The sequence below is a fragment of the Erwinia sp. V90_4 genome (assembly GCF_029967685.1).
Classification (GTDB): Bacteria; Pseudomonadota; Gammaproteobacteria; order Enterobacterales; family Enterobacteriaceae; genus Erwinia; species Erwinia aphidicola.
The window spans coordinates 1-12469 of the sequence record NZ_JASCAQ010000002.1 but is presented as its reverse complement, the minus strand read 5'-3'; the positions used below and the strand labels follow the sequence as shown (position 1 = coordinate 12469).

General features: G+C 53.6%; 7 protein-coding genes and 6 pseudogenes. 8 read left to right on the top strand and 5 right to left on the bottom strand.

Annotated features, from left to right (window positions below; genetic code table 11):
- Positions 1-50: 50 nt before the first annotated feature.
- Positions 51-638 (top strand): annotated as a pseudogene (locus tag QLG07_RS02020) (AAA family ATPase); the annotation flags it as partial.
- On the opposite strand, the pseudogene QLG07_RS02015 reads toward QLG07_RS02020, so the two are convergent.
- A pseudogene (locus QLG07_RS02015) lies at positions 626-856 on the bottom strand (epoxyqueuosine reductase QueH); the annotation flags it as partial. The pseudogenes QLG07_RS02020 and QLG07_RS02015 overlap by 13 nt on opposite strands.
- Before the next feature lie 153 nt (positions 857-1009).
- On the opposite strand from QLG07_RS02015, the gene QLG07_RS02010 reads away from it, so the two are divergent.
- Positions 1010-1390, top strand: a complete 381-nt coding sequence (locus QLG07_RS02010) for a DUF4354 family protein (protein WP_282468343.1) — start codon at positions 1010-1012, stop codon at positions 1388-1390.
- Between the two features lie 36 nt (positions 1391-1426).
- Here the strand turns inward: QLG07_RS02010 and QLG07_RS02005 are convergent.
- Positions 1427-1937, bottom strand: a pseudogene (locus QLG07_RS02005) (recombinase family protein).
- A 223-nt stretch (positions 1938-2160) separates the two neighbouring features.
- On the opposite strand from QLG07_RS02005, the pseudogene QLG07_RS02000 reads away from it, so the two are divergent.
- The 6 genes and pseudogenes from QLG07_RS02000 to QLG07_RS01975 form a co-directional block, all read left to right on the top strand.
- A pseudogene (locus tag QLG07_RS02000) lies at positions 2161-3132 on the top strand (DUF4158 domain-containing protein); the annotation flags it as partial.
- A gap of 102 nt (positions 3133-3234) precedes the next feature.
- Positions 3235-4458, top strand: a complete 1224-nt coding sequence (locus QLG07_RS01995; protein WP_282468342.1) for an IS91 family transposase — start codon at positions 3235-3237, stop codon at positions 4456-4458.
- A gap of 367 nt (positions 4459-4825) precedes the next feature.
- A complete protein-coding gene (locus tag QLG07_RS01990) occupies positions 4826-7858 on the top strand; it encodes an autotransporter serine protease (RefSeq protein ID WP_282468341.1) in 3033 nt (1010 codons plus the stop codon).
- A gap of 69 nt (positions 7859-7927) precedes the next feature.
- Positions 7928-8971, top strand: a pseudogene (umuC, locus tag QLG07_RS01985) (translesion error-prone DNA polymerase V subunit UmuC); the annotation flags it as partial.
- Between the two features lie 232 nt (positions 8972-9203).
- Positions 9204-9845 carry an AAA family ATPase gene (locus tag QLG07_RS01980; RefSeq protein WP_282468340.1) on the top strand — a complete coding sequence of 214 codons (642 nt, stop codon included), beginning with the start codon at positions 9204-9206 and terminating at the stop codon, positions 9843-9845.
- Positions 9839-10123 carry a hypothetical protein gene (locus tag QLG07_RS01975; protein ID WP_282468339.1) on the top strand — a complete coding sequence of 95 codons (285 nt, stop codon included), beginning with the start codon at positions 9839-9841 and terminating at the stop codon, positions 10121-10123. The genes QLG07_RS01980 and QLG07_RS01975 overlap by 7 nt, the downstream gene beginning before the upstream one ends.
- A gap of 633 nt (positions 10124-10756) precedes the next feature.
- Here the strand turns inward: QLG07_RS01975 and QLG07_RS01970 are convergent.
- The 3 genes and pseudogenes from QLG07_RS01970 to QLG07_RS01960 all read right to left on the bottom strand — a co-directional run.
- Positions 10757-11536: a site-specific integrase gene (locus tag QLG07_RS01970; protein WP_282468338.1), complete on the bottom strand. Its 780-nt coding sequence runs from the start codon at positions 11534-11536 to the stop codon at positions 10757-10759.
- On the bottom strand, positions 11533-12051 hold the full coding sequence (locus QLG07_RS01965) for a hypothetical protein (protein ID WP_282468337.1): 519 nt from the start codon (positions 12049-12051) through the stop codon (positions 11533-11535). The genes QLG07_RS01970 and QLG07_RS01965 overlap by 4 nt, the downstream gene beginning before the upstream one ends.
- Positions 12052-12251: 200 nt before the next feature.
- Positions 12252-12469 (bottom strand): annotated as a pseudogene (locus QLG07_RS01960) (hypothetical protein); the annotation flags it as partial.

The window sequence follows — 12469 nt, the reverse complement described above, 5'->3', positions numbered from 1 at the left end:
ATGTGTGATCTGATCCTTCAACTCAGCAAAAGTTCGATTTAATCAACAAAGCCGTAGAAAAGCAGAACATCAAGCTCGCCACGCTGATTAACGCGCTCTTTTACGATCTGACCCAGGACAAAGTGGTCCAGATCCCCAAGCAGGGTGAACGGCGTGAACGGGAACTGCAGAAACTGGTAAAGAAGAGCAAACGTCTGATGGCGCTGTTTGTCGATAAAGCGCACGACCTGAGCGGTCATACGCTTATCGGGCTCAAGCGGCTGATGGAAACCGTGGTAAATGATGGGGGCCGATTGTTGGTCGTGCTGGCCGGTCACTCCAAATTGTGTAACGATCTGCGCCGCCCGACCATGGAAGAAATTGGTCAACGTACCGATATCTTTATCCTGGACGGCATCACCGGCAGCCAGCGGGAATATATTCACTGGCTGCTCAGTGCCATCGCCGAACACGGCTAACCGGAAGACATCCTGATGACCGAAGCCATCGAACTGCTGGCTGAGAAACTGCGCACGCCGTTGCAGATCCAGCTGCATCTGACGCTGGCCATGGAGGCCGGTTATCAGACCGGAGAGAAGCCGATAACGGCATCGCTGATTGAATCAGTGCTCTCGCGGCAGCTGAACGACCTGTGTCCGCTGTCGTTGATTTGTTGCATATTCTTCCAGCGCGAAATGCCCTGTAAGCTACTGATCACGCTGAAGCCATTCTCAGCGCCGTATAGCGCAGTCCGTTCAAAGCGCATGTCAAAACACATTGTGCACCTAATGCCGCGCTCTTGCTCGCATTCCATGCCTTTGGCGCGCTCAAACCAGTTATCCGTGTCGTAATCCGCGCCGATAAACGGAACCCCGTGCTAGGGTTCTACGCCGGAACCGCCGAAATTTCCGACGAAAGGAATTGATGTATCTTTACGCGTGGTTTAGTTTGAGTTTTATATTATTATCATGGTGCTGCATCATGCATACGTGAATTAATCCAGATAACTAACCCACAAAAAGGAATTGATATGAAGGTTTCTGCTATCTTTGCATCTTTAACTCTGGCCGGTTTTTGCTTTGCAGCAAACGCCTCTATTCCTGGTAATGTCGCCGTATACTCCACTGAACAATCTCAGGGGTCTATATCCATTGGTGATAAAACTGCATACACCAAAACCTTTGAGATATCCTTAGCAAAATTATCTGCTGATAGTGTCGATTTATCAAATCTTTGCCTAAAGGCTTACTCTCCAGACAAGAGAGAATATAAACTCGATACTGTTGATGAGGTTTTAACCTCTGGTTCCCTGAAAGAAGGAAAACCGGTAAAGGGAATTGCTGTGTTTGCTTCTGAGAATGAGGACGTTCTCAAAGCCACTCTGGTAAAGATTTCCGACGATTGTAAATAATCTGATAAAGCAGCCTGCGGGCTGCTTTATGAAGTTTTATATTGCCAAAATTAATGTATGCCGCGAAAGTGTTCGGTAAACCGCTGGGCGTGAAACAGAAAACAGTTCTGCCAGATTGCTTATCGAGTACTGGCCGGTTTCCCGCATATGGCAGACCCCTTTTTGCTGTTTTTCAGACAGTTTCGGCTGCTTCCCTCGCAGTTTTCCTTTCGCACGGGCAATGGCCATGCCCTCACGGGTACGCAGACGTATCAAATCCCCTTCAAATTCGGCAAACATCGCCAGCACACTGAAAAACATTTTCCCCATCGGGTCTGCTGGATCATAGAGGCTGGTGCCCAGTGCCAATTTAACCCCCTGGCCTGCAGGGCATCAGCGATTTGGCGGGCATCTGGTACCGACCGGGCTAGGCGGTCGAGTTTCGGCACCACCAGTGTGTCACCATAGCGAACGGCGGCCAGCGCCTGATCCAGTCCAGACCGTTGCCGATTTGAACCGGTCAGTCCTTTATCGTTGTAAATTCTATCTGGGAAACACCGAGTTTCATCAACGCCTCATGCTAGGCGGTCAAATTCTGCTTATCAGTGGAGCATCGGGTATACCCGATCCGTATCTCAGTCATAAATGTGTATGTTTAAAGGACCATGAAAGAGATTGATACCGTACCAGTTATGTGAGCCAAGGTCAGCAGTGATTTTAACTGAAGCACAAATATCATTTTTTACTGTCCGCAGAGCGATCCTCTTACGGACATTATTTTAGGAGTCATAATGACAACTCGTAGCAAAGCGACAGGCAAAAGTGATCGACTTGCAGTTTTAAATAGTGCCGAGCAGGAAGCTCTGTATTCTCTCCCGGATTTCGATGATGCTCAGCGACTGGAGTTTCTGGCGCTGGATGAATCCGAACTGGCGCTGGCCTGCAGCTGTCGGGGGATTCACGCGCAATGTATTGCATCATTCAGATCGCTTACTTTAGAGCCAAGCACCTGTTTTCCGCTTCGGGTGGGATGAAATTCCGGACGACTGCAGCTTTGCCCTGAGTCGTTATTTTCCCGGATAATTACTTCCGGACAAACTACCCACTAAGCACGAACGCAATGCTCGGCGGGAAAAAACATGCGCACTGTATGGTTACCGCCCGTGGTCATAGGCACTGTCTTCAGCGCTTAAACAACAGGCCGCTCAGATTGTTCACCGCGATGTCACTCCCGGTTTTGTCGCCGCGGGGTTGCTCATCTTGCTCAATGCGCACAAAATCATCCGCCCGGCTATACCCCGCTCCAGGAGCTGGTAAGCCGGACGCTTTCTGATAAAAGGCAGCGGCTGGGACGTATCCTGACGGAGCGGCTTGATGACGCCACTATCTATGGTCTGAACACGCTGTTTGAACGCGATGATACCCTTTCCCGGCTGGCGATCCTCAGGCAGGATGCACGTAATTTCGGCTGGCATCAGATGGTTCAGGAGCGGGAAAAGCGGGCCATGCTGACAGCATTGCACCGCAAAGCCTGTGACATTCTGCCGGCGCTGAATATTTCTCAGCAGAATCTGCTTTAGTACGCCAGTCTGGCAATTTTCTATGCCGTTTATGACCTCCGTGATCTAAAGCCCGATTAAACCCGCCTTTGGCTGCTGTGCTATGCATGGGGTCGTTATCGGCAGTTCAGCGATAACCTGGTGGATGCGATGTTTTTCCATATGAAACAGCTTGAGGATGAGAGCCGCAGCGTGGCCAAACAACTTCTGGCTGACGTCGAACAATAGCACGCCTGCGGCGTGAGCTCGTCTGCTACGCAGCCGAAGTCCTTCCCCCCCTCATCGCCATATTTTATACTGTCTTTCATGTACATACCGCGACCCGCAAAGCTCCTGTTCCAGCACGATGACGGCTGGGATCGCTTCCTTGAGAAGAATGGCCATCAGCTCAGCGACTGGACCAAACTCTTCGTTGAGCGCATGCTTGCCTGCGGTACCTGCGCCATGGGCGTTCGCCGCTATTGCTGCAGCTCGTCTGACTGCACGCACTCTCGCTTTATCTGCCAGAGTTGCAAGTCCAGGGCCTGCAGCAGTTGTGGCCTCAAGGGCACCGAACAGTGGATTGCCGAACAGCAGCACGTTCTGCCCGACTGCGACTGGCAGCACATCACCTTCACCATGCCTCACCTGCTGTGGCCGTTCTTCAATAATAACTGGCCGCTGCTTAACGACCTTTTTCGCTGCGCCATACGCGCCATGCTCAGGCACGCGCGCAAGCTGGGCATCGAAGTCGGCATCTTCTGCGCGCTGCACACCTACGGACGCCAGCTTAATCAGCATCCGCACATCCACGTCTCAATTACCCGCGGCGGCCTCGACATCAGACGCGGCGTCTGGCGTGATCTGTTCTTCAAAAAACGGCAGGTTGAAGCCATCTGGCGCGGTGCCGTGATCCGTCTGCTGCGTGACAGATACGATCAGGTCAATCCCGGTAAGCTGCCCAGCCTCGGCCATATCCGCGATGTTAAGCAGTGGAAGCGCTACCTGCAGGCGCAATATCAGCGCCACTGGAAGGTCCACTTCGCCAAAAAGACCCGCGGTGCCTGGCGCAGCGTGAAATACCTGGGCCGCTATCTGAAACGTCCGCCGGTCGCAGCTTCGCAGTTGCGCCATTACCGTGGCGGCTCGGTCGTTCATCAGTACTACGACCACAACACGCAGCAGCACAAACGGCAGAAACTGAGCCAGGAGGAGATGCTGTGGCGTTACGTCAGCCACATTCCGTCCCGGCATTTTAAAATGGTGCGTTACTACGGCTTTCTGGCGAACCGCAAGCGGGGCTCGCTGTTGCCGAAGGTTTACGAAGCGCTGGAAATGACGGTCCGCGAGAAACCGCAGAAGCCGGGCTTCGCGGTGCTGATGAAAGCGTTCCTGGGTACCGACCCGTACCAGTGTATCCTGTGTGGCGACCGACTGCGTTTTGCCGGCGCTCAGGCAGGTACCCATGCAACGGAATTGCTGTCAAAAAGGCTGCGTGGAATGGAGAAAAAGCGATGGTTACGAATGCCTGAATTGGATCAGTGCGCCTGAAAAGTGGCTTTCCGGTTAAAAACACACCAAAGTCAGTATTTTCATACATATACTAATGAATAAGCACGTCACAGAAGGGAAAAAGCGCGGTTAAATTCATGGACAGTCGCTCTCAAAAGAGGCGATTCAATCTCCTAACCATGAACTGTAGAGCGCCAAAAGCGTTATACATGCGCGTTCACCGACGAGGAGAAGTATCGTGCGGGATGACTTCTTGTTTTGAGATAATAACAGAATGTTTAACCTTTGTTCATAAATATATAAGTAAATTTCACAGTGTAAAATTTGTGCGGTGGTGTAGAACTACCAGGCGATGATGCTAACGTGCGATTTTAAACTTACCTCTCCTCTGTTTTAAGGATAAGACATGAAAATTCAATTCCGCTCGGTGCTGTGTGCTTCACTGAGTTGCCTGTTTTTTCCTGCCGCCGCGCTGGCCACCGGGAACATTTACCAGGAGTCCGGGCGCCCTGGCGTGCCGGACTCCTGGCTGACCCCCGAATTTAGCCGCCAGTGGGGACTGAGGGCAATTAACGCACAGTATGCCTATGCCCGGGGGTATACGGGCGAAAGCATTACTATTGGTATTTTTGATGAGTCAGTATTCCCACATCCGGAGTTTGACGGGAAACTCAATAAGGTCGATGCAGGCGACCCCTACAATTTCTCAGGTATCTCGGATTTCCCACAATTCGGTGATTTTATTTTTGGTGACCATGGGACACATGTGGCAGGGATAGCGGCCGCGGCCCGTAATGGCCAGGGAATGCATGGGGTGGCGTATAATGCCGGGCTAATCTCAGCTAAGTTTTTAAACTCAAATAACAATTACTTTGAAACACTGATACAAAGCAATGCGCGCATTTTCAATAACAGCTGGGGTCCGGTTATTCCAATCCATAAGGATGGTGATGGCAAGCCTATCTTCCTGCCCGACGGCAGACCATTCTACGTCCAGTTCACCAAGGAGGATTCGCTCAATGCGTTTTCATCGGACGATATCGCTGCCATCGATAAATTAAGCCAAAGCCCGATACCGTCATCAAACATGGACTCGCTCAATAAGCAGTATGCCGCGTTGTTGCGTGCGGCACGCGCCGGGAAATTGATTGTCTTTGCAGCAGGGAATTACAATAACTATAATGAGCCCGTACTACAGCCTTCAATTCCTTATTTCTTCCCGGATACATTAAATAATTTCATCATTACCGCTAATCTGACCAAAGATGACGAGTTGCATACGTCCTCCACACGCTGTGGATATACCGCAAGTTATTGTCTGTCTGCCCCTGGCAGCGATATTTACAGCACGGCAGCGCAGACGGACTATGTGCTCTACGGCAAGACAGGTGAAAAGAAGGTGATACCTACATACGGGGAAAAAACAGGAACATCAATGGCTGCGCCGATGGTTTCAGGCGCGGCGGCGGTACTCATGCAGCGATTCCCTTACATGACGGCATCTCAAATAGCGAGCGTGCTGCTCACAACCGCTACTGACCTGGGAGAAAAGGGAATAGATGCCGTATACGGCTGGGGAAAACTGAATTTACGCAGTGCAATTGAGGGCCCTAAAATGTTTGTCACTGCAGCAGATATCCCCAAAGATGTCTATGTCGAGGGCTCCTATAAGCAAACGCAATTTATCGCCAACATCCCTGGCGTTGGAGCTGTCGTTGAGCCAGGCACCAGCAATCAACGTGTCTGTAGCGGTGTCGAATGTGATTATGATACTTGGACAAATGATATTGCCGGACACGGTGGTTTAACCAAAGTGGGGGCGGGTACCTTGGCATTAACCGGTGAAAACACCTACCTCGGACCCACCTTGATTAATCAGGGCGCATTGATCGTTAATGGTTCTGTTTCCTCTGACGTTAGCGTGCAAAGCAGTGGCATGCTTGCTGGCAGCGGCACGGTCGGTTCGCTGACCGCCCGCCGCGGCGGCACCGTGGCGCCGGGCAACTCGATTGGCGCCCTGAACGTGGCCGGCAACGTCAGCTTCGAGCCGGGTTCGCGCTACGCGGTGGAAGTGGGGCCGAACGGCCAGAGCGATCGGATCCAGAGCCGCGGAGCGGCGACGATCGGCGGCGGCGAGGTGGCGGTGACGCTGGAGAACAGCGCCAACCTGCTGACGCAAAGCGAGGTGCGCAGCCTGCTGGGCCAGCAGTACACCATCCTGAGTGCGCAGCAGGGGGTGAGCGGGCAGTTTGACGCGGTGGCGCCGAACTACCTGTTCCTCGGCACCGGGCTGAGCTACCAGCCGACCGGGGTGACGCTGAGCGTCGGGCGCAACGGCACGAGCTTCGCCAGCGTGGCACAGACGCCGAACGAGCGGGCGGTGGCGGCAGCGGCGGATGCGCTGGCGGCGGGCAACCCGGTGTACGAGAGCCTGCTCGGCAGCGGCACGGCGGGCGAAGCGCGGCAGGCGTTCCGTCAGCTGTCGGGGCAAATCCATGCGGATATCGCGTCGGCGCTGGTGAACGACAGCCGCTACCTGCGTGAGGTGCTGAACGGGCGCCTGCGTCAGGCGGAAGGGCTGGCGAGCTCGTCGGCCATCAAGGCGGACGAGGACGGCGCCTGGGCGCAGCTGCTGGGGGCGTGGGACCACGCGTCGGGCGACGCCAACGCCACGGGTTATCAGGCCTCGACCTACGGGGTACTGGTGGGGCTGGACTCGGCGGCGGCGGCGGCGGCCGACTGGCGGCTGGGGGTAGCGACCGGCTACACCCGCACCTCGCTGCACGGCGGCTACGGGTCGAAGTCGGACAGCGACAACTACCACCTGGCGGCGTACGGCGACAAGCAGTTCGGGGCACTGGCGCTGCGTGGCGGGGCGGGCTACACCTGGCACCGCATCGACACCAAACGGTCGGTGAACTACGGGATGCAGTCGGACCGTGACACGGCGAAGTACAGCGCGCGCACCGAACAACTGTTCGCGGAAGCGGGCTACAGCGTGCGGGGCGAGTGGCTGAATCTGGAGCCGTTCGTCAACCTGGCGTACGTGAACTTCGAAAACAACGGCATCGCGGAAAGCGGCGGCGCGGCGGCGCTGCGCGGCGACAAGCAGCACACGGATGCGACGGTGTCGACGCTGGGGCTGCGTGCGGACACCGCGTGGCAGGTGACCCCGGGCACGACGGTGGCGCTGCGCAGCGAGCTGGGATGGCAACACCAGTACGGCGGGCTGGAGCGAGGCACCGGGCTGCGGTTCAACGGCGGCAATGCGCCGTTCGTGGTGGACAGCGTGCCGGTGTCGCGCGACGGCATGGTGCTGAAGGCGGGGGCGGAAGTGGCGGTGAACGAAAACGCCACGCTGTCGCTGGGCTACGGCGGGCTGCTGTCGCAGCACCATCAGGACAACAGCATCAACGCCGGGTTTAGCTGGCGCTTCTGATAAGACTCATTTGATCACATAAACGGCTCTCAGGAGCCGTTTTTTCTTGATTTTGTATTCCACATAAACCATGACATGTCCGTCAGGGTTTCCACGGTTCTGGAAGAAATGGCACCGGCCACGGAAATCTACTCCATCGATGAATCCTTCCTGGATATACGGGGCATTGACCGCACAGAGTCATTTGAAGATTACGGCCGCCGCGTTCGTGAGAGGGTCAGGGCTGTGACAGGCTTAACCGTAGGCGTAGGAATGGGCCCAACCAAAACACTGGCAAAATCAGCCCAGTGGGCCAGCAAGGAATGGAAGCAGTTTGGCGGCGTGCTGGCACTGACTAAGGGCAACCCTCAGCGAACGGACAAGCTGCTCTCACGTCAGCCGGTTGAAGAAGTCTGGGGGGTTGGGCGCAGGCTCAGTAAGCAACTCAATGCAATGGGGATAATATCGGCACTAGATCTTGCCCGTAGTAATCCGGCCTTCATCAGGAAAAATTTCAGCGTTGTGCTTGAGCGTACCGTGCGGGAACTGGCCGGCGAGTCATGCATCGCACTGGAAGAAGTCCCTCCGACAAAACAGCAGATCGTCTGCAGCCGCAGCTTCGGCGAGCGCATCACGTCGCTTGAAAGCTTGCGACAGGCGGTATGCACCCATGCTCAACGTGCGGCCGAAAAACTGCGACAGGAAGGACAGTTCTGTCAGCACATCTCTGCATTCATCAAGACCTCCCCGTTTGCTCAGGGGGAACCTTACTACGGTAACGTGGCGGGAGAAAAACTGACGGTGGCCACTCAGGACACCCGGGACATCATTGCCGTGGCCATGCGCTGTCTCGAGCGCATCTGGCGCGATGGCCACAGGTATGCAAAGGCTGGCATCATGCTGGTAGACTTCAGCTCGGGAGCAATGGCTCAGCTGGGTCTGTTCGATGATACGCCGCCGCGCCCTGCCAGCGCGCAGCTGATGTCGGTGCTGGACAAAGTCAATAACTCAGGACTTGGTAAGCTGTGGTTTGCCGGGCAAGGAACAGCCCCAGAGTGGCAGATGAAGCGAGAGATGCTTTCACCGGCGTGGACCACAAGATGGAAGGACATACCGGTTGCACAACTAAAATAGTACTTACGAATATTTAAACTCTCAGACGCTCATGTTCGCCACCGCACACCTAACACCCCATACTTCACACTTCACACTTCACACCTAAAAGACAGCTTATCTAAACCTCCCTTCGCACACCATACTTCATACTTCATAAATAGCATTTACTACTTATGAATAATGAAGTATTATTTCATACAGACTTAGCTTGCCACGTCGGCAGCTGAGAAAAACAAACAATGGTGCTGATATGATTACAATTATTGGATGTAACAAAGGTGGCGCAGCTAAAACTACCACAGCAATAAATGTGGCTATTGGGCTGGCCTTGAGAGGCTCAGACGTCTGCCTCGTGGACGCAGATGCGCAACGTTCAGCCTCGCGGTGGTATGCCGAAAGGGAAGAAGCAGAGTTGTCCCCGCGTAGTACGCTGATTGAAAAACGCGACAATATCTCCTCAACGTTGCGCAGCCTGGATCAAAAATATGACCACGTTAACGTGGATGTTGCAGGACGGAACAGCAGAGAACTGATCACTGGCGGAACAGTAGCGCACCAGATAATTGCTCCTCACCAGTGCTCCCAGCTGGATCTTGATACGATGGAAGAGCTGCGCCAGCAAATCGAAGCAATACGAGATCTTAATCCGGACCTGAAGGTATTCTGTTACCAGACGATGGCCACCACGAACCCTTTATTACAGGGTAATGAGCGTCATGAATTCCTAGAGTACGTGAAAGAGTTTGAGACCCTGACACCTCTTGAATCCGTCGGGTGCTATCGCAAGGTATACAGGGATGTAATGTCTCAGGGTAAGTCCGTACTGGAAACGGATAACCTGAAGGCTAAGGGAGAAGTTATTTCACTGTTGAATGAGGTGTTCGGATGCTAAAAAAACCGAGTGATAAAAGTAAAGCTACTCGCCCGGTAACTTCAGTTTCTGAAGATCAGGCGGACAAGCTTGCAAGTATGCTGGCCGATAAGCCCTACGGTGACGACATAAGACCCATTGAGTCTCCTGAAAAACTGGCCAGAACAACCATCTCTCTTCCGGAGTCTTTACTCAGGCAATGCGAAGATCTTGCTCTGAATAACAAGCGTAACGGCATTGAGCCTAAGAATGTTAGCGCGCTGGTTCGGGCTGCACTTGAAGGATATCTGAATAAATAATCCTTCATACGTGTGAAGTATTATTTATTACTCAATCTCACGGTCAGGATTTGGCAGATCACTTCGTTGCGCTTTCGTTTGAGTTGCTGTCAAACTACTGTGTCTATCATCGTAAGGGGCTTTGATGGTACGTCATATAACTGGAATTCGTAAGTCACGATATATCTCCATGACGGGAGTTTTGGTCACTCTCCTGTCAAGTCTCGCACTGGGATGTATTTATTCGCTTGTACTGGTGCATGAGGGAAAGTCCTCAATACCCTGGACAACGGGCATGCTGCTTGCCTGTATCGTCCAGGCAATAATTGGGATCATAGTTTCTTGCGCTCATGAAAACTCCCGGGCACTGCAGGGACATTCAGTGGCTATGCTGATTTACATTCTCGCCTGCCTAGTCGCACCGTCGGATTACATTCCAAAGGCACCAGTCGGGTTGACCATAGCTTATGAGGATGTTAATTCGGACAATCCATTCTGGGATCAGATTGAGTTAATGGCCTCGTATGCCAGCATCGCAGGAGCATGTTTATCTTTGCTGGTGTCGTTCATTGTCGGCGCCTGTTTCAGTAAAACTAAGTAGTCACCGTACTGCACGCTAATGCCGTGCAGTTCAGTTTCCAGGTCCTGACAATATTACCCTTTAATACTCTTCAACATACCCACGGCTTCAGTACCCGGCATCTGAAACTGCACCCGGTGCCGGGCGGCCACGTCCAGCGCAAACACCTTCATGTACACCTCGGTCGACTTCATGCTTTTGTGCCCCATCAGGCTCTGCAGCGCCTTCAGCGGAATGCCGGCGTACAGCATGTGCATGGCGTAGCTGTGGCGGAAGGTGTGCGGCGTCACCGGTACCGAGAACGTCACCCCGTCATCAGCGGCGGCGTCAACGGCCTCGTTCAGCCAGGTGCGGACCGTCCGGTCAGTGATGCTCCACAGCCGGACGCGTTCCGCGCGTCCCGTCTCCGGGCTGCGCCGCTCGAGGGGAATTTTCAGCGTGGCCACCATCATCTCCAGCTGGGCCACGTACTGCGGATCGGACAGCGGAACCAGGCGGTGAGGTACCACTCCTGACGGTGCCCTGCCCGGGCCGCGAGCCGCTTTTTCACCGCGCTGCTTGAGGGTGGCCAGCTGCACGTAGGGGTAGGGCGCCGCCAGGCTGAAATCACCGCGCGTCCGCGCCAGCGCTTCATTAATACGCGCGCCTGTGTTCCACAAAGTGGTGAACAGCATTTTGCGGTGCAGCTCCGGCACGTAGTGCAGCAGCGCACTGACCTCGGGCGCCAGGAGGTATTTCGGCAGTTCATCCTGAACGATGGCCATCTGACGCAGCGCCAGAGCTGAAGGGTAGTCGATAGCCACCGGTAAAGCCGTCTGCGAATATTGACAATTGTGAGTTATCAGTCCAGTCATCGACTACTCTTTTCACCCTCGAACTGCGAACGTAATGTTTCAAATGCCTTAATTTCTGATCTCCGTAGCCGTACTACTGTAGTCCACAGGCGCCGTCGTTCTTCACGTAATTCCTTCAGAATGCCAGCCTTATCTTTTAGATTAGTCGAGTCAGGAAGACTAACTTCCCTACGCAATCTTCCGGCCAGCAGGAAAGCTTTTATGGCTGCTTGATAACAATCAGCATAAACATAGATATCATTGAGTACATCAGCAGGATCGTCACCAAAAGATTCATAGCGATCAATATGAGCCATTACTGCAACAATATCTGCTTCAAGAGAGCGAATTTTGAAGATAAGACGTGGAGTTAGAACACGCCAGTCGCCGCTTGCTGCAGAAAGGTCCCACACAGGGAGTCTTTTACTCCGGCTAAGTGAACTGAGATCATTCCAGCGTAGGTATAGCCATCCAGCAGCATAGCGTTCCAGCATAAAAACCAGCTCGGTGGCGATAAAGAGGCGTTCACTTTCCATTTTCGCAGCACCTGCTCTTTCCTCACGCTTGCGGGTATAGTGATGCGTCAGGCTGACACCACCCAGCGCTGCACCAACGGATGAAACCGCCGTGATGATCTGCGGTCACAGGCTGGCGCTGTCCTTCACTACCTTCACGCCTTCAGTCGCAATAAACAAGTCAGCCATGTTTGTTCCTTATTGAAAAATCCCGCCATCCATTACTTATCTGACCTTAATGGGGCGATAATGTAATAGCTTTTAAAATAGTCACCTATCTGACAGGATTGCCAAGGCGGAGCACAGTGTTGGAACAGCGGTTTTTTGTAGTCACCAACCAGTTGCCATAAGTCCGAGTTATCCATTCGTTCTGCTACTATTCTTCCGGGCTTTGTTGAATAAATCAGATTCGGGGCGAGTGTCCCTGTGGCAGGACAGA

Bases quoted from the DNA above. Each gene is read 5' to 3' on its own strand.
- QLG07_RS01980 (WP_282468340.1), top strand. From the start codon at position 9,204: ATGATTACAATTATTGGATGTAACAAAGGTGGCGCAGCTAAAACTACC.
- QLG07_RS01970 (WP_282468338.1), bottom strand. From the start codon at position 11,536: ATGACTGGACTGATAACTCACAATTGTCAATATTCGCAGACGGCTTTA.
- QLG07_RS01965 (WP_282468337.1), bottom strand. From the start codon at position 12,051: ATGGAAAGTGAACGCCTCTTTATCGCCACCGAGCTGGTTTTTATGCTG.
- QLG07_RS01995 (WP_282468342.1), top strand. From the start codon at position 3,235: ATGTACATACCGCGACCCGCAAAGCTCCTGTTCCAGCACGATGACGGC.
- QLG07_RS01990 (WP_282468341.1), top strand. From the start codon at position 4,826: ATGAAAATTCAATTCCGCTCGGTGCTGTGTGCTTCACTGAGTTGCCTG.
- QLG07_RS01975 (WP_282468339.1), top strand. From the start codon at position 9,839: ATGCTAAAAAAACCGAGTGATAAAAGTAAAGCTACTCGCCCGGTAACT.
- QLG07_RS02010 (WP_282468343.1), top strand. From the start codon at position 1,010: ATGAAGGTTTCTGCTATCTTTGCATCTTTAACTCTGGCCGGTTTTTGC.